This window comes from Nocardia sp. CDC153 (genome assembly GCF_035818515.1).
GTDB lineage: Bacteria > Actinomycetota > Actinomycetes > Mycobacteriales > Mycobacteriaceae > Nocardia.
Window position 1 is genome coordinate 628,158 of record NZ_JAYKYU010000003.1, and the last position, 17,271, is coordinate 645,428.

At 68.8% G+C, this 17,271-nt stretch carries 14 protein-coding genes and 1 pseudogene; 10 read left to right on the forward strand and 5 right to left on the reverse strand.

The genetic code is table 11. From position 1 onward, the window contains the following. Positions 1-37 precede the first annotated feature (37 nt). Complete coding sequence (locus VMT65_RS19475) at positions 38-1,180, reverse strand: citrate synthase 2 (RefSeq protein ID WP_326309738.1); 1,143 nt, start codon at positions 1,178-1,180, stop codon at positions 38-40. 100 nt (positions 1,181-1,280) lie between these two features. Between VMT65_RS19475 and pdxH the strand changes: the two genes are divergently transcribed. From pdxH to VMT65_RS19500, 5 genes are all read left to right on the forward strand, one after another. Beyond that, entirely contained in the window at positions 1,281-2,006 is a 726-nt protein-coding gene (gene pdxH, locus VMT65_RS19480; protein ID WP_326309739.1) for a pyridoxamine 5'-phosphate oxidase, read from the forward strand. Between the two features lie 83 nt (positions 2,007-2,089). Beyond that, positions 2,090-3,373 carry an MFS transporter gene (locus VMT65_RS19485; protein WP_326309740.1) on the forward strand — a complete coding sequence of 428 codons (1,284 nt, stop codon included), beginning with the start codon at positions 2,090-2,092 and terminating at the stop codon, positions 3,371-3,373. A gap of 202 nt (positions 3,374-3,575) precedes the next feature. After that, on the forward strand, positions 3,576-4,889 hold the full coding sequence (locus tag VMT65_RS19490) for a citrate synthase (protein ID WP_326309741.1): 1,314 nt from the start codon (positions 3,576-3,578) through the stop codon (positions 4,887-4,889). Between the two features lie 415 nt (positions 4,890-5,304). Continuing rightward, the gene (locus tag VMT65_RS19495) at positions 5,305-6,513 is read left to right on the forward strand and encodes a GNAT family N-acetyltransferase (RefSeq protein ID WP_326309742.1); all 1,209 of its coding nucleotides are present in this window, start codon (positions 5,305-5,307) and stop codon (positions 6,511-6,513) included. An 82-nt stretch (positions 6,514-6,595) separates the two neighbouring features. After that, on the forward strand, positions 6,596-6,988 hold the full coding sequence (locus VMT65_RS19500) for a YccF domain-containing protein (protein WP_326310302.1): 393 nt from the start codon (positions 6,596-6,598) through the stop codon (positions 6,986-6,988). On the opposite strand, the gene VMT65_RS19505 is transcribed toward VMT65_RS19500, so the two are convergent. Next, a complete protein-coding gene (locus VMT65_RS19505; protein ID WP_326309743.1) occupies positions 6,989-7,426 on the reverse strand; it encodes a MarR family winged helix-turn-helix transcriptional regulator in 438 nt (145 codons plus the stop codon). A 91-nt stretch (positions 7,427-7,517) separates the two neighbouring features. Here VMT65_RS19505 and VMT65_RS19510 point away from each other — a divergent pair, with 91 nt between their 5' ends. Beyond that, a complete protein-coding gene (locus tag VMT65_RS19510; protein WP_326309744.1) occupies positions 7,518-7,760 on the forward strand; it encodes a DUF2530 domain-containing protein in 243 nt (80 codons plus the stop codon). A gap of 130 nt (positions 7,761-7,890) precedes the next feature. Further along, a complete protein-coding gene (locus tag VMT65_RS19515) occupies positions 7,891-8,505 on the forward strand; it encodes a TetR/AcrR family transcriptional regulator (protein WP_326309745.1) in 615 nt (204 codons plus the stop codon). Positions 8,506-8,595: 90 nt separating this feature from the next. Here the strand turns inward: VMT65_RS19515 and VMT65_RS19520 are convergent, their stop codons facing one another. Both VMT65_RS19520 and VMT65_RS19525 read right to left on the reverse strand, forming a co-directional pair. After that, on the reverse strand, positions 8,596-11,760 hold the full coding sequence (locus VMT65_RS19520; RefSeq protein WP_442790286.1) for a sacsin N-terminal ATP-binding-like domain-containing protein: 3,165 nt from the start codon (positions 11,758-11,760) through the stop codon (positions 8,596-8,598). A 196-nt stretch (positions 11,761-11,956) separates the two neighbouring features. Beyond that, complete coding sequence (locus VMT65_RS19525; RefSeq protein WP_326309746.1) at positions 11,957-12,988, reverse strand: DUF3027 domain-containing protein; 1,032 nt, start codon at positions 12,986-12,988, stop codon at positions 11,957-11,959. A 17-nt stretch (positions 12,989-13,005) separates the two neighbouring features. Here VMT65_RS19525 and VMT65_RS19530 point away from each other — a divergent pair, with 17 nt between their 5' ends. From VMT65_RS19530 to VMT65_RS19540, 3 genes and pseudogenes are all read left to right on the forward strand, one after another. Next, positions 13,006-13,800 (forward strand): glutaminyl-peptide cyclotransferase, encoded by a 795-nt coding sequence (locus tag VMT65_RS19530; RefSeq protein WP_326309747.1) that lies wholly within the window; start codon positions 13,006-13,008, stop codon positions 13,798-13,800. A 648-nt stretch (positions 13,801-14,448) separates the two neighbouring features. Next, positions 14,449-16,098: pseudogene (locus VMT65_RS19535) on the forward strand (MFS transporter); the annotation flags it as partial. Between the two features lie 16 nt (positions 16,099-16,114). Beyond that, a complete protein-coding gene (locus VMT65_RS19540) occupies positions 16,115-16,678 on the forward strand; it encodes a DUF2771 family protein (RefSeq protein ID WP_326309749.1) in 564 nt (187 codons plus the stop codon). A 96-nt stretch (positions 16,679-16,774) separates the two neighbouring features. Here VMT65_RS19540 and VMT65_RS19545 read toward each other — a convergent pair whose 3' ends face one another. After that, positions 16,775-17,218, reverse strand: coding sequence for a cold-shock protein (locus VMT65_RS19545; protein WP_326310304.1), 444 nt, complete (start codon positions 17,216-17,218; stop codon positions 16,775-16,777). Between the last annotated feature and the right edge of the window lie 53 nt (positions 17,219-17,271).

Sequence of the window (17,271 nt, forward strand, 5' to 3'; positions counted from 1 at the left end):
GAATCTCGCTGCGGGCCACCGTCGTCTCAGGGTCGATCTACTTGTGCGACACCAGGTTCCAGCCCGGCACCGTCTCCGGCTGGCGCGGGGCCGGGCCGGTGTAGATGGCGGCCGGGCGAACCAGCTTGCCCAGCTTCTTCTGCTCGAGGATGTGCGCGCACCAGCCGGCGGTGCGGCCGCAGGTGAACATGGCGGGCATCATGTGCGCCGGCACCTCGGCGAAGTCCAGGATCACGGCGGCCCAGAACTCGACATTGGTCTCGATGGCGCGGTCGGGGCGGCGCTCGCGCAGCTCGGCCAGGGCGGCCTGCTCGAGCGCGGCGGCGACCTCGTAGCGCGGGGCGGCCAGGCGCTTGGCGGTCTCGCGCAGCACCTTGGCGCGCGGGTCCTGGGCGCGGTAGACGCGGTGGCCGAAGCCCATCAGCTTTTCCTTGCGGTCCAGGATGCCCTTGACCAGAGCCCGTGCGTCACCGGTCTTTTCGACCTCTTCGATCATGGGCAGCACGCGGGCCGGGGCGCCGCCGTGCAGCGGGCCGGACATGGCGCCGATGGCACCGGAGAGCGAGGCCGCCACGTCCGCGCCGGTGGAGGCGATGACGCGGGCGGTGAAGGTGGAGGCGTTCATGCCGTGCTCGGCGGCCGACACCCAGTAGGCGTCGATGGCCTCGATGTGGCGCGGGTCCGGGTCACCCTTCCAGCGGGTCATGAACCGCTCGGTAATGGTGGTGCACTCGTCGATCTTCTTCTGCGGCACGGCGGGCTGGTAGATGCCGCGCGCCGACTGGGCGACATACGACAGCGCCATGACCGAGGCGCGCGCGAGGTTCTCACGGGCGGTGTCGTCGTCGATGTCCAGCAGCGGCTGGTAGCCCCAGATCGGGGCCAGCATGGCCAGCCCGGCCTGCACATCGACCCGCACGTCGCCGGTGTGCACCGGCAGCGGGAACGGCTCGGCGGGCGGTAGGCCACGGCCGAATTCGCCGTCCACGAGGAGCGCCCAGACATCGCCGAAGGTGACGTGATTGCCGACCAGATCCTCGATGTCGACGCCGCGATACCGGAGCGCACCGCCGTCCTTGTCCGGTTCGGCGATATCGGTCGTGAAGGCGACGACGCCCTCGAGACCGCTCACGAATCCGTCGGGGACGACGGAATTGGGTACCGCAGCGCTGGCAGTCATGTTGTGACTCTCCTTGCAAATCGGGCTGCCCGATCCCTGGGCAGCCACGCCGATCACCGTGAGCTTAACCCTCGGATTACCCCGGAGTAACGTCTGCCCCATGGTTGACCAGGAGAAATTCGCCACCCCCGCGCTCGATCTGGCGGCCCTGCGGGTCGAGTACGGAGTCGATCAGGGCGACAACCACCCCGCCCGCGACACCGACTTGGACGAGACCTGGCTGGCCGAGGGCTGGGAGCCCTTGCTGCGCAGATGGATCGAGGACGCCACCGGCGCGGGCCTGACCGACCCCAACGCCATGGTGTTGAGCACCGTCGAGATCACCGAGACCGGTCCCAAGCCGTCCTCGCGAACGGTGCTGTGCAAGGGGCTTTCTCCCGAAGGTGTGACTTTTTACACGAATTACGAATCCTTCAAGGGCCGTCAGCTCACCCAAACCCCCTACGCCTCGGCCACTTTCGTGTGGACTCCGCTGGGTCGCCAGGTGACGGTGCGCGGCCCGGTGCACCGCGTGTCGGCCGAGACCACCGAGATCTACTGGCAGTCCCGCCCGCGCGGCTCCCGCCTGGGCGCGTGGGCCTCGGAGCAGTCGCGCCCCATCGCCTCGCGCGCCGATCTGGATCGACAGATGGACGCGACGGCCGCCCGCTTCGCCGAGGTGGACGAGGTCCCGCTGCCCCCGTTCTGGGGCGGCTTCCAGATCCAGCCCGAGACCGTCGAGTTCTGGCAGGGCCGACGCAGCCGCATGCACAACCGCATCAAGGTGACCCTCGAACCCGGCAACACCGACGTATCAGCCATGAAAGTCGAACGCCTCCAGCCCTGATGAGATATTTCACTTCCGAATGATGGGATGATCGGCCCAAAACTGGTAGCCAAGCCCCGTTTCGCCGCTCTAGTGTCTGATCGGTGAAGCTGCTCGCCGACATAACTCCACTGCGGAATCCCGACTACCGCCGGTTGTGGACCACCGGCATCGTCACCGTCATCGGCGCGCAGCTGTCCGTGGTAGCCGTTCCCAAGCAGCTCTACGACATCACCCACAGCTCTTCGTATGTGGGCCTTGCCGGACTCTTCGGCCTCATTCCCCTGATCGTGTTCGGCCTGTGGGGCGGCGCGCTCGCCGACGCCATGGACCGCCGCAAGATGCTGCTCATCACCAGCGCGGGCACCGGTCTGACCGCGCTGGCCTTCTGGGCGCAGGCGGCGGCAGGGCTGAACAATGTCTGGCTGGTGCTGGTCCTGTTCGCGGTGCAGCAGGCGTTCTTCGCCATGAACCAGCCCGCCCGCAGCGCCATCTACCCGCGCCTGCTGCCGCCCGAACAACTCCCGGCGGCCAACTCGCTGAGCATGACCGTCATGCAGTTCGGCGCGATCGCGGGACCTGTGCTGGCGGGCATGCTGATTCCGCTCGCGGGCCTGTCGACGCTGTATCTGCTGGACGCCATCGCCCTGCTGGCCACCCTGTGGGCCACCTGGAAGCTGCCGCCCATCCCGCCGCACGGCGAGACCCGGCGGGCGGGCCTGCGCGAGGTGTTCGACGGCTTCGCCTATCTGGCGACCCAGAAGATTCTGCTGGCCTCCTTCGCGGTGGACGTGGTGGCCATGGTGTTCGGCATGCCGCGCGCCCTGTTCCCGCAGATCGCGCAGGACAGTTTCGGCGATTCCGCTTCCGGCGGAACGGCTTTGGGCCTGCTGTTCGCGGCCATGTCGGTGGGCGCGGTGCTGGGCGGGGTGTTCTCGGGCTGGCTGTCGCGGGTGCGTCGACAGGGCTTGGCGGTGGTGGTCTGCATCGTGCTGTGGGGTGCGGGCATGGTCGGATTCGGCCTGGCCGTGGGCCTGGTCGGGCACGGGCTGGGCATGACGCCGGCGCTCTGGATCGCCCTGGGCTGCCTGGCCTTCGGCGGTGCCGTGGACATGTTCTCGGCCGCGCTGCGCACCACCATGCTGCAGTCGGTCGCGACCGACGAGATGCGCGGACGCCTGCAGGGCGTGTTCATCGTCGTGGTGGCGGGCGGACCTCGCATCGGTGATGTTGCGCACGGTTTCGCGGCGGCCGCGGTGGGTACTGCTGTGGCAGCGGCGGGCGGCGGTGCGCTGGTCGTGATCGGCATGATGATCTCGGCCGTGATTTTCCCGGCATTCGTGCGATACCGGGTGGCACGGGCGCATTCCGAGGTCCAGCTCGCCTGATGCGTTTCAACTGCGCAATCCCGCGGTTCGCGCCATTAGCACATGCTCGCCGCTGTCCTCACACGCAAATACGGTGACCGTGAGGTAATAAGAGACACCCTCATTACTCGGGCGTAGTGGACAGCGGCTAGCGTTGACTCGAGCGCATCGCGCGCCGACCGCGTCCGATGCCTACGGTTACAAGCCTGAGAGGGATCCTTCCGTGCCCGCTGAGAACATCATCAACGTCGACGACGACGCCAAGCCGGTACTGCAATACCCGGGCGGCGAGTACCCGATGACCGTCGCCAAGGCTGTCGAGGGCAACGACGGAATCGACCTGGGCAAGCTGCTGGCCAGCACCGGGTACGTCACCTACGACCCCGGCTTCATGAACACCGCCTCGACCAAGTCGGCCATCACCTACATCGACGGTGAGGCCGGCATCCTGCGCTACCGCGGCATTCCGATCGAGCAGCTGGCGGGCAAGTCGACCTTCATCGAGGTCAGCTACCTGCTGATCTACGGCGAGCTGCCGACCCAGGCCCAGCTCGACGATTTCACCGACCGGATTCGCCGCCACACCCTGCTGCACGAGGACCTGAAGCGGTTCTTCGACGGCTTCCCGCGCAACGCGCACCCGATGCCGGTGCTGTCGTCCGCGGTGAATGCACTGTCGGCCTACTACCAGGACTCGCTGGACCCGCGCGATCCCGAGCAGGTCGAGCTGTCCACCATCCGACTACTGGCCAAGCTGCCGACCATCGCGGCCTACGCCTACAAGAAGTCGGTCGGCCAGCCGTTCCTCTACCCGGACAACTCGCTGTCGCTGGTGGAGAACTTCCTGCGGATGACCTTCGGCTTCCCGGCCGAGCCCTACGAGGTCGACCCGGAGATCGCCGCGGCACTGGACATGCTGCTCATCCTGCACGCCGATCACGAGCAGAACTGCTCGACTTCGACCGTGCGCCTGGTGGGTTCGTCCGACGCCAACCTGTTCACCTCCGTCTCCGGCGGCATCAACGCGCTCTGGGGCCCGCTGCACGGCGGCGCGAACCAGGCCGTGCTGGAGATGCTGGACGAGATCAAGGCCTCCGGCGGCGACGTCAAGGAGTTCGTCCGCAAGGTCAAGAACAAGGAAGACGGCGTGAAGCTCATGGGCTTCGGGCACCGCGTCTACCGCAACTACGACCCGCGCGCGACGCTGGTCAAGCAGGTCGCGGACAACATCCTGGCCAAGATCGGCGGCGACGACCAGCTGCTCGACATCGCCAAGGCCCTGGAAGAGGCCGCGCTCACCGATGACTACTTCATCGAGCGTCGCCTGTACCCGAACGTCGACTTCTACACCGGCGTCATCTACCGGGCCATGGGCTTCCCGACCCGCATGTTCACCGTGCTCTTCGCCATGGGCCGCCTGCCGGGCTGGATCGCCCACTGGCGCGAAATGCACCGGGAGCCTTTGAAGATCGGTCGCCCGCGCCAGATCTACACCGGCTACGGCGAGCGCGACTACATCGAGATCGCCGGTCGCTGACTCGAAGGGCCTGCGCCCGAAGGGTTTCCAAAGACCCCGCTCCCATCGTGGGAGCGGGGTCTTTCGTTTACAAGAACTTGTTAAGGATCTTGCTGGGACCCGGAGGCAATCTTGTTCCCGTAAGCGAGAAACGATCTCGCCGAAGACGAAATAGTAAGTGCCACAGGCACATACGAATACCCGGAGGGGAACAACATGCTGGGACTGCTGGATCTCGGGTCGTCGATCGCCGCGAACGCCACGGCCGCGATCGGGAACATCATCAACATCATCGGGGCGCTGACGCACCCGTAACCGAGACCCGGGGGGGAATGGGGGATCCGAACTCCGGTGTCACCTGCCGCGGCGGGGGCGGCAGGTGACACCCGGAGAAAATCGGATGCGGCGGGCCGAAATTCGTGGGATGTTCGGTTCCATGGCATCGACGAATGGCGTAATCGTGCGTTCGGCGCGAGCGGAAGAGCGGGCGGAGATCGCCCGGCTGTCGCAGCTCTGCTTCGGGGTGCGGTTCGCACCGGCCGATATCGAATACAGCACCGAGGTCTTTCCGACCGAGCGGGCCCTGGTGGCGGTGGACGGCGATCGCATTGTCGGGCACGCCAACGACCGCGTCATGACGGTCACCGTGCCCGGCGAGCGCACCGTACGGGCCAGCGGCGTCACCAGTGTCGTGGTCGCGCCCACGCATCGGCGACGTGGCATTCTGCGGTCGATCTACACCGAACTGCACCGGCGCTCCGAGTCCGAGGGGCTGCCGCTCACCATCTTCACCGCCAGCGAGGGCACCATCTACGGACGCTTCGGCTACGGTCCGGCCATCGTCTCGAACGAGGTCTCGATTCGCGGCCGGACCGCCGAATTCCGTTCCACCACGGCGGATCCGGGCGGCGTCCGAATTGCCGACCTGGACGAGGCGAAGACCGTGCTACCCGAAATCTACGACCGCTGGCGGCGCCTCGTGCCGGGTGCCCAGATCCGTCCCGAAGCTCGCTGGCAGCAGCGGATTTTCGCCGACGGGGTGCAGAGCGAAGGCGGCTCGCCGCTGTTCTTCCTCGTCCATCCGGACGGATACGCCATCTTCCGCCGGGCCTGGAACGATGCCGGCAAGAACATCGCGAGCATTCACGAATTGCGGGCCATCACGCCCGAAGCCCACATCGCACTGTGGCGCGTATTGCTGAGCCTGGACCTGGTCGACACCGTCGAGGCCGAGCTCACCGACCACGACCCGCTCCCCTATCTGGTGACGAATCCGCGCCTGGTCAAGGTCACCGGCCGCCACGACGCGCTGTGGGCCCGGGTCATGGACGTCCCGGCCGCACTGTCGGCGCGCACCTACCGGCGTGATCTGGATGTGGTGCTCTCGGTGGACGATCCGTTCCGCGATGCGGGCGGCGCCTTCGCCCTGCGGGTGCGCGACGGCATCGCCGAATGCGAGCCCACCGACCGCACCCCGGATCTGGAACTCGGCATCGACGTGCTCGGCAGCCTCTACTTCGGCGCGTACCGGGCCCGGACCTTCGCCGCCGCCAATCGCATCCAGGCCAAGGATCCGGCGACGCTGCGCGCCTTCGACGAGGCGTTCACCTCGGAGCGGGACGCGGAGCTGGGCTGGTTCTTCTGAACCCCGGACCCGCGCCGGAAATCAGGGTTTTCCCTGGTGGTCGGCGATCCAGGGCACTGGCATGCTGGGGATCGTGAAACCCATCCAGTTGATACTCAACATCCTGTGGTTCGTGCTGGTCGGATTCTGGATGGCGCTCGGCTACGTGGTGGCCGGGTTGATCTGCTGCATCCTGATCGTCACGATCCCGTGGGGCATCGCGTCCTTCCGGATCGCCAACTTCGTGCTGTGGCCCTTCGGCCGCGAGGCGGTCCAGAAACCGGGCGCGGGCGTGGGCTCGATGCTCGGCAATATCATCTGGATCATCGTGGCCGGGTGGTGGCTGGCCCTGGGTCACCTGATGACCAGCATCGCCCTCGCCATCACCATTATCGGAATCCCGTTCGCCTGGGCCAATCTCAAGCTGATCCCGATCTCACTGTTCCCCCTGGGCCGCGAAATCGTAGACAGCGACCGCCGTTTCGGGTACCAGTGACTATTCGGACTCGTCCACGATTTGTTTCATGATGCCGACGGCCTCGGCAAGGACCTTCAGCTGCTCCGGACTCAGGCCCGAGAGCTGATCGGTCATCCACGCTTCCCGCGCCTGATTCTCGTCGGCGACCAGCGCCCGCCCGGCCGGTGAGAGCGAGACGATGATCTGCCGCCCGTCGGTCGGATGCGGATTGCGTTCCACCAGATCCAATTCCGACAGCGACGCGATGACCCGCGTCATGGACGGCGGCTGCACCCGCTCCTTGGCGGCCAGCGTGCCCGGCGTCATGGCACCCTCCCGATTCAGGGTGGCGAGCGCGGAGAGTTGGGTCAGCGAAATCTGGGCATCGGCCCGCCTGCCCCGCAGATGCCGAGTCAAGCGCACCACCGCCAGCGAGAGTTCACCGGCGAGCGCTCGAATATCGGAAGGCGTTGTCACAGAGGCAAACGATACGGGACCGTCCGCACACGGGTCGGCTGTTCGGCGCTCGCTCTCCGCTGTTCGGCGCACATCCCTCTAGTCTGGTGGGGTGACCACGCCGCCCGTGCCGGAGATTCCCCCGCGCTTCACCGACCCGCGTCCCGTCCTGGCCGTGGGCACCATCGGATTCCTGATCGCCACCATCGCGGTGTGGGCCAATGACGCGTGGGCCACCGCGCGCCCGGTCTGCCTGATGGGTCTCGCGGTCGGGCTGCTCGGCTACACGATTTTCGCCATCCAACGGCGCGGTGCGCGCCGCGGCGACAAGGGCGCGCAACTCGGTTTGGACTGAACGCGCGTCCGGTCTGCCGGAAATGCCCCGCTGACAGTTGGTCTGGACCACGGGGTGAAAACCAACCTGCGGAGCGTGCGAATTGACTGCGCGCGTCGTGGACGCTTAACTCCCTGGAGTGTCCTCCCGATTGAGCGTCGAAGAACGACGGGCCCACCTTATCGAGGCAGCCATCGGCCTTGCCGAAAAAAAGGGCGTGGCAGGAGTTACCACGCGCGATGTTGCCCAGGCAGCCGGTGTTTCCCTCGGTGTGGTGCATTACTGTTTCGAAAACAAAGATCAGCTGATGACCGAGCTGGTCAAGGCCCTCTCGATGGAATTGCGAGATTCCGTCGATGCCAACGAAGCGGTTTGGCAAGACGTCGGATCCGGAAAAGAAGCGCTTCAACAATTGGTGCGCGCTGGCCTGGAACTCATGTGGCTCAACATCGAAGCCACTCCGGAACGTCAACTACTCACCTACGAAACGACCACCTACGCCCTACGCGAAGGTGAGCAGACGCCCGCGAAACTCGCGATCGCCCGTGAGCAGTACACGTTCAACGACTCCACCGTCGCCGATGTGTGCGAGCACGCGCGCGAGGCCACCGGCACCCAGTGGACCGTTCCGGTCGGCACCCTGTCGCGATTCATCCTCGCCACCATCGACGGCATCGTGCTGCGCTGGCTGGTCGACAACGACAGTGCCGCCGTCCGTGAGCAATTGGACGTGCTGGCCACCACCGTGGCGGCCCACGCGGCCTGATCCGGGCCCACCCATTCCGGCACGCTGTGGCCGGGATCCACCGCGGCAGTGTGGATCCCGGCCACAGGCGCGCCGGGATGACGAGGAGTCTCAGCGCCGTGCGAGGTTCTGGGGCTGCGCCCCGACGTGCGTCACGCCGTCCTCGTGCCACCAGGCCACCGCCACCGTGGCCTCGTACGCGCCCGAGAGCCGGACGCGCAGTTCGTCGTGCACCACGAGTTCGCCCGGGGGCGTGGTGAAGTCGAACTGCAGGCGCAGCAGCACGCCGAGCGGCTCTGCCGCCCAGCTGGTTTCGCGGCCGGCGCTCACCACCTCGGCGGTGACGGCCTCCGAGGCGAGCGGCAGATCCAGCAGGGTCGCAAGGGATTTCGCCGAGGCGATGTCACCCACCACCAGGCGGTCCACCGGCAGCGCCGGGCCGAACCAGGAGCGATCCAGGACCAGCGCGTCGGCGGCCGGGATCACCTCGCCCGAGAGCGCGCGCACCTGGCCGGGCAGCACCAGTTCCTCGGTGTCCAGGCGGCCGGCCTCGAGCGCCTCGGCCAGCAACTGGTAGGTCTGCGAAATCGATTCGGGGCCGGGCCTTCTCGCCGGATCGGCGAGGGCGTCCAGCAGTTCCTCGGCCAGCGCGGTGGTCAACACCTCCGGATCGGCGAGCACGCCGCGCAGCACCGTCAGATCGGCGGCGTCGAAGCCGGGCAGCTGCGGGAGCAGACCGGCGAACAGGGTGTCGTCCGGGTGCCGCATGAGCCCGAGCGGAATGCCGTCGATGTGGGCGTGCTGGCGCAGCCACCAGGCGGTGTAGCCGTCGCGGTCGGCGAGCAGCGGGCGGGTGGTCGCGTCGGACAGCAACAGCCGCAGGGCTTGCGGCCATTCGCCGTCGTCGACCAGGTCCAGGTCGCGCACGGCGATCAGCTCGGCGGGATCCTCGGCCAGGCCCTCCCACCAGGTCTCCTCGTCGTCGAGGTGGTGGTCGGGTCCGGTCGGATCCGATTCGGCCACCAGGGTGAAGCCCCAGCCGACGCCGATGGCGCGCAAGGCTTCCGGGCCGTAGGTCTCCAGCACGTCCGCGGCCACGGTGGCGAAGGGCGAATCCGCCACCAGCACCCGGCCCAGCGGCGCGTCGGGGAGCAGCAGTTCGTCGGCGGGCGTCGGTTCGCCGGAGACGTCCGGCAATTCGAGCAGGCCCAGCCAGGACGGCAGGGTCCCGGGCGCGGCCAGGGTGTGCGCGGCCAGCTTCAGCACCGCGTCCACGGTGTCGGGATCGCCCGGGTCGTCCTCCAGAACCGCCTGCAGACCGGGATCATTCAGCAGATCCTCCGGTGACGCCTGCCGCGCACCGAGCCGCCCCAGCAGCTCATGGGCCGCCTCGGGATGCACCAGCCGCGCCCAGTGCACCGGGATCGCCGACTCCAGATGGTCGTCCAGCACCACGGTGCGCGGTCCGGTCACCAATCGGCCGTCGGTCAAGGGCACCGCCAGCGCGCCCAATTCCTCCACGGCGAGGGGATCCACCGCGAACGACTCCAGGGCGTCGTAGAGCGAATACCACCATTGCGGTTCGCGTTCCAGGCTGCTCGACAGCTCGGCGATCCGCGCCAGCCCGACCCGGTGGACGTCCAGCACCGACAGGGCGTCGGCGTACATGCGGCCCGACAGTTCCGGAATCACCAGCGGGCCAACCATATCCGCCAGATGATCGGCCAATTCGGCTGTCACACCGGTGAATACGCTGGCGCGGCGGGGAGCCGCCACCGCGCCCCAAGAATCCGTCCCCGTGGCCTTGGTCGTGGATTCATCCACAGCCATCCCCAGCGGTGGAAGGTCCGCGGCCGCTTCGAGATCGGCGCGGTCACCGGATTCGGCGGTGTCGAAGGTCGCGACCACATCGTGCGGTCCGATCGCATCGTGGGGTTCGACCGCGTCGGACGCTGCGTCGTCCGACTGCGGGAGATCCCACAGCGGCAGCATCTCCTGCTCCCACGCCTTGACCGGGCGAGGCCCCGGCGCGGTGGGTGCGGGTGTCGCGGCCGAAGCGTCCGCGGGATTGCCCGCCGCCTCGGATTCCGCGTCGGCCGTGGTCTCCGGGAGTCCCAGCGCGGCGTCGAGATCCTCAGGGGGTGCGCCGTATTCGCCGCCGGTCTCGGTGCGCGCGGTGAGCACCGGCAGCCACTCGCTGTCCCGCAATTCCGCCACCAGGGCCTCGCGCAGCGCGCTGTCGGCCTCGCTGCGGGCGAAGCCGGGCAGCGGCACGAGGACCAGGCGGTCGCGGGGCGGCAGGGCGCGCGCGAAATCGGCGTAGCCGGTGGCCAAGTCGGGCAGGTGGGCACCGGGCAGCAGGCGACGGCGATCCGGCTGCATCGGGATGTCGGCGATGAGCAGGGCCGGAATGGACAGCTCCTCATCGGAGCGGGTCGGCGCGCGCAGGACGTCCGGGTGGGCGGCGACCGGGCGGCCGTCACGCACCGGGAGCAGCCAGCGGGCCCGCCCGGTGCGGAACTGCCACCACAGGTTCTCATCGGAATTCGGGCCGGTGACACGGAGTTCGGTGAGCCCGTGGTCGAGATCGCGTTCGGTGCGGGCGATCTCGTCGTCATTGATCCGGATGCGGTGCAGCGCGGGCAGTTCCAGCAGCAGGTCGGCCGCCTCGGCGCGCATCTCGGCGAGCAGGGCGACGGTGTCGACATCGTCGCGCAGTCGCAGCACGATCTCGCTGTCGAAGCCGTCGGCCGGTCGCTGCTCGAGGGCCCAGGCCAGGCGCAGCGCGGGCGGCTCGAAACCGCCCGGCACCTCCGGGATCTCGATGCCCTGCGCGCCCAGCAGCGCCCAGGTCTCGGCCCGGGAGAACCGCACCGAGCCGCTGGTCGAGCGCAACTCGATCTCGTCGGACACCGTCAGCACCGCGGTGAAGCCCACGCCGAACTTGCCGACCGCCGCACCGTCGGTCTTGCCGGAGGCGCGCAGCGCGGTCAGCGCGTGTACGCCCGAAACGTCCAGGGCCGCGCCGGTGTTCGCGACATGCAGGGTGCGCCCGTCCAGCCAGACCGCGACGCGCCCCGGCACCCCGGCCTTCACCGCCGCGTCGGCCGCGTTCTGGGCCAGCTCGGTCAGCAGTCGATCCCGGTAGCCCGATCGCACCAGATCGGCCTCGGTGGCGGCGTCCTCGCGCAATCGCGTGGGCGACCCGCGCCACGCGGCCACGACTCCGGCCCGCAGCTCCTCGGTCCCGAACGGATCCCCCAGATCGGTCGCGATCACGGCCTATACCCCTTCCCGCACAACGGTTTCATGGCACGCCCGCACCTGGTTTCCGGCACGCCGCATGTCGCTTTTTCGGCACGTCGGAGCCAAGCATCCGGTCAATTCACAGAATTCCGGCGCACTTCGCCGGGAAACAGGTCCGCCGCACCGATTTCACCGGTGCGGCGACAGGCTAACGGCCCCGAGTGCCTCAGCGCGACTCCGCGGCCCCAGAGTCTGGCTCCACCCGCACCGCGTTCACGGCCCAGGCATCGTCGTACACCGAATCCGGATCCACCTCGAACAGCCCGACCGGACCCGCCTCGGCATCGTCATCCGCGCCCGCGTCGACCGCCGTTTCGGGCGCGGCGGACGGGGCCACCTCGATCGAATCCGCGGCCCCGGCGACAGCTTCCGCAACCGCGCCCGAGTTATCGCCTTCAGCGGATTCCGCCTCGCTGGATTCCGCTTCGGCGGCAGGGGTTTCCGGGCGCAGGTCGGCGGTCGGGATGAGTTCCACGGCCGCGTCGTCGTAGGCCTCGTAGAGCGGCGAGCCGCCGCCGGTCGGCAGCTCCACATCCGAGTGCGCGCCACAGCCGTAGGCGACGTGCACGACATGCCCGTCGGCTCCCATGGCATTGGCGCACACGCCGAAGGCCGCCCGCATGGCACCGGCGAGGGGAACGTAGAAGCCGCACAGGCCGCAGGTGGACGGGGCGGCGCGGGCCATATCGGTGTCCGGACCGTATTCGGAGTACCAACGCTCCGAGGCTTCCTCGCGCCCCTCGCGGGAGAGCACGCGGGGGCGGCCGAGACCGATCTCGAGGGCCACCTCGTCCACGGCCGGATCGCCGGTGGCCACATAGCCGGGCACCAGGCGCGGGTCGTCGGGCGGCGGGGCCAGCAGATCGCCGGGCGCGAGATCGCCGGGGCGGATGCGCTGTTCCCATGGAATGAAGTCGGGGGCCACCAGGGCGTCGGGGCCGGGCAGCAGCGCCGACTCGCTCACCGTCACCGTGTCCGCCTCCGGCGGGGCCGCCACCACGACCGCCCACTGCCAGCCGCGATAGCCGGGCAGGGTGGCCTCGAAATGGTGGGTGGCCGAGGATTCGTCCTCGGCGGTCACGCCCAGATGCGCGCCCACACCGATCGGCTCCAGATCCAGGAGCGCACGGCGGGCCAGCTGGACCGCCTCCGCCAGGATCGGCCGCACACCGGACTCCGAAACTCCAACCGCGCTCACGCCCTACATTTTGCCGTATGGAGCGCAAACGCCGTGCACCGGTAGCGGCCGTCACGATCATGCTGTCCGCGGCCATGGCCCTGGCCGCGACCGTGACCGGCTGCACCAGCAGGGACAACACGCCGAAGCTGCGCCTGGAAGTGGTCGCGACGCGGCCGCACGATCCGGGCGCGTTCACCGAGGGATTGGAGGTCGATGGCTCGGTGCTCTACGAGAGCACCGGGCTCTCCGGTCACTCCTATATTCAGGCGATCGACCTGAGCACCGGGGCCGAGCTGGCCCGCGCCGACCTGCCCGCACCCCTGTTCGGCGAGGGCATCACCCGGGCCGGGGACCTGCTCTGGCAGCTCACCTACAAGGACGGCATCGCCATCGCGCGAGACCCGGCCACCCTCACCGAGATCCGCCGGACGCGATTCGACGGCGAGGGTTGGGGGCTGTGCACCCGCGACAATCGGGTGCTCATGAGCAATGGCGGCGCGACCCTCACCTTCCGCGATCCGCGGACCTTCGCCGTCACCGGCGCGGTCACCCTCACCAGCCACCGGAACGTGCGGCTCAATGAACTCGATTGCGCCCCGGACGGTTCCGTCTACGCCAATACCTGGCCCAGCGACACGATCCTGCGCATCGATCCCGACACCGGTGACGTGCTGGCGACCATCGATGCCTCCGGCCTGCTGCCGCGCTCGGCCCGCACCCCCGACACCGATGTCCTCAACGGCATCGCGAGCATCCCTGGTACCGACCGGTTTCTCCTCACTGGGAAAAAGTGGCCGACATCCTACGAAGTCCGCTTCTCACCCGCCTGACGACCGGCCATGAGGGGGCTTTTGTCCCCTTTGTGGCGGCCCACACCGCCCGTAGTGCAGCCACCGGCCTGCGGCACTGCAAGAATTGGGTGCGTGACTCCTCCCCGTGACCCCGGTGCCGACCCAGGTCGCTGGGGCGACGAGGACTCCCCCATGATCGAACGGCACCCGGGGTACGACCGCTATCCGCCCGCGAACCGCGCGGGCCGCCGCCCCGCGCCACCGCCGAGCGAGTCCGAAGTGCCGGAATTCCTCACCCGCCGCGCCCCCGGCCCACCCACCGACCTTCCGCCCGGCCCCCGCGGCGAACGTCCGTACGGCACCGGCAATCAGCCTTCCTACGGCAAGAGCGATGAACCGCCGCGCGGACCGAGCAACGCGGCCCGCCGTGGCGGCGACGAGCCGCCCCGCGAATCGGAGGGCCGCACCTCACGCTGGGCGCGCCGCCGCCACGACAAGTCGGCCCAGGACAACCCGCCGACGCGCCCGTACGAAACCCGCTCGCCCGCAGCCACTCCGCCGGAGCCCGACGCGTGGCAGCCACACGACTTCGGATCCAGCCGACCAGTCCGCTACGACCCGGACGCCGGACCCGTCCACGACTCCAAGCGCTCGCGGCCGTACGGTTCGGACACCAGCCGGCCGTATGACTCGAACCCGAAGCGGCCGTACGACTCCGAGGGCCCGCACGACGCGCAGGCCGGGCGCGCGCATCGCCACGGAGCCGAGTCCGGACCGCCCGCACGGCGAGACGAGGGCTACGCGACACGCCCGGACGCCGGGCGGCATCCCCACGAACCGCCGCGCCCGGACCCGACCGAACCGCGATCGGTCGCGCACCAGCCGGATTCGCACGACAGCGGCGGCCTGCACAAGCCGCCGCGCAAGCTCACCGTCACCCGGGTCGCGGCGCGCCGCAGCATCGAACTGACGCAAAGCGGGTTCGCGACCTTCCAGCGCGCGGCCAAGGCCGACGGCGCGGAGGAATCGGGTCTCACCGCGCTGATCTACGCCACCATGGCGAATTTCGCGACCGACGCGGCCATCGCGGTGGCGCTGGCCAACACCCTGTTCTTCGCCAGCGCCACGGCGGAATCCAAAACCAAAGTGGCGCTGTACCTCTTGATCACCATCGCGCCGTTCGCGGTGATCGCGCCGGTCATCGGCCCCATGCTCGATCGACTGCAACGCGGTCGAAGGGTCGCGCTGGCAGGCTCTTTCGCGCTGCGCGTGCTGATCGCGGGCCTGCTCATCTTCAATATCGACAACTGGGCGCTGTACCCCCTGGCCCTGTGCATGCTGATCCTCAGCAAGTCGTTCTCGGTGCTGAAATCCGCGGTCACGCCGCGCGTGCTGCCACCCGGAATCGACCTGGTGCGCACCAACTCCCGGCTCACCGTGTTCGGCCTGGTCGGCGGCACCATGGTCGCGGGCGGGGTGGCGGCGCTGGCCGCCAAGATCGCGGGATCCACCGGCGCGCTGCTGGTGGCGGCGGCGCTGGCGGCCGCGGGCACGGTGCTGAGCCTGCGCATCCCGTCCTGGGTGGAGGTCACCGAGGGTGAGGTTCCGGCGACCATCGGCTATCACGGCGATGACGCGCGCACCGAGGTTCTGGACCCGAGCCGGGCCGACGAGGTGCAGCCGTCCAAACGCCGCCAGCCGCTGGGCCGTTCGGTGGTGACGGGCCTGTGGGGCAACGGCACCGTCCGGCTGCTGACCGGTTTCCTGTTCTTCTACCCCGCCTTCGTCGCCAAGGGCACCGAACACCGACCGGTCCAGCAGATCGCCATGCTGGCGGTGATCGCGGTGGCCGCGGCGATCGGCAATTTCGCGGGCAACGCGACCGGCGCGCGCATGAAACTCGGTCGCCCGCAGTTGATCGTGCTCAGTTGCACCATCGCCTGCGTGGCCGTCGCGGTCGTCGCGGCGGTCACGGGCAATCTGCTGGGCGCGGCGATCGCCACCCTGGTGGCCGCGGGCGCGAGCGCGCTGGCCAAGGTCTCGCTGGACGCATCGATCCAGGACGACCTGCCCATCGAGTCCATCGCCTCCGGTTTCGGCCGCTCGGAGACCGTGCTGCAGCTGGCGTGGGTCTTCGGCGGCGCGCTGGGCGTGCTGCTGCCCACGAAGTGGTGGATCGGCTTCACTGTGATCTCGTCGGTGATGGCGCTGGGCTTGATCCAAACCGTGGTCAGCTACCGTGGTCATTCGCTACTGCCCGGTTTGGGCGGTAACCGACCTCAGCACGCCAAGCAGGAGGTCCCCGGTGCGCACGGCGCGGGGGAACCCACTCCATGACGGACAGGACAACCCCGTGAGCCAATCCAAAACCCGCACGATCGTCGCCCTGGCCGGAGCGGCGCTGCTGGTTTTCGTGGCGGCGGTGGCCGCCGTGGTCACGATCGCGGTACGCCATACCGACAAGCCGAACCCGGAGATCACCGCGTACTCGCACGGCAAGGCCGTCTCGGTGAACCCGTACCTGTACTGCGATCTGCAGGTCTCCAAGGAGCGCCTGGCCGTGGGCAAATGCGACTCCGCCAAGGCCATCTCGGACCTGGACGTCCCGCCGGGCTCCGCGCTGCAGCTGTCGCTGCCCAAGGAGATCGCCGACGCGCCGTGGGAGATCCTGCTCGGCTACCGCATCCCCGGTCCCAAGGGCGACACCGCCGAGCCGGTGTTGATCACCTCGCAGGACTACCCGGACAAGCCGCTGGCCATCACCATCAAGACCCCCGCCAATGAGCATGTGCGCCTGGCGATCATGGAGCTGCACCTGCCCATTCCGGCCCGCGACGAGTCGGGCAACGAGGGCGTCATCTCGCGCGGCATCTGGTCCATCCAGACCCCCGCCTTCGACCCCGCGCTCTTCAGCTGAGGTAGGCAGGCCCCCGACGCGAAACGGGCCCCGGTGATCGAATCACCGGGGCCCGTTGGCTTCTCGGGACCGACTCGAGCCGGTCTGGTCGGCGACCTAGTGGTCGAGCTCGCGCGCCACGCCGCGCACCACTTCGGCAATGCGCTGGGCGGTCTTGCGATCCGGGTACTTGCCGCGCCGCAGATCCGGCTGCACCTTGGTCTCCAACAGCGTGATCATGTCCTCGATCAGACCGTGCAGCTCGTCGGGCTCCTTGCGGTTGACGGGGGCGTCGCCCCGGCCGCCACCGCGCCGGTCGCCGCGCTCACCGCGGCCGCCGCGCTCCTCGCGCAGATTGGGGGTCTCCAGCAGCTTCAGCGAAAGCGCCTGCGGGCCACGGCGACCCGCGGCCATCCCGAATTCCACACGCTGTCCCGGCTTGAGCGCCTCGACCCCATCGGGCAGCGCCGACGAGCGGACATAGACGTCCTCACCCTCATCCTGGGAAAGGAAGCCGAAGCCCTTTTCGACGTCGTACCACTTCACCTTGCCGGTAGGCACTGCGCTCACCCGTTCGTCACTAAAGCCCGGGCAGCGCCGGGCACACTCACGGT

Excerpts from the sequence above, each read along its gene's own strand:
- VMT65_RS19475 (WP_326309738.1), bottom strand. The coding sequence starts at position 1,180 with ATGACTGCCAGCGCTGCGGTACCCAATTCCGTCGTCCCCGACGGATTC.
- pdxH (WP_326309739.1), top strand. The coding sequence starts at position 1,281 with ATGGTTGACCAGGAGAAATTCGCCACCCCCGCGCTCGATCTGGCGGCC.
- VMT65_RS19495 (WP_326309742.1), top strand. The coding sequence starts at position 5,305 with ATGGCATCGACGAATGGCGTAATCGTGCGTTCGGCGCGAGCGGAAGAG.
- VMT65_RS19530 (WP_326309747.1), top strand. The coding sequence starts at position 13,006 with ATGGAGCGCAAACGCCGTGCACCGGTAGCGGCCGTCACGATCATGCTG.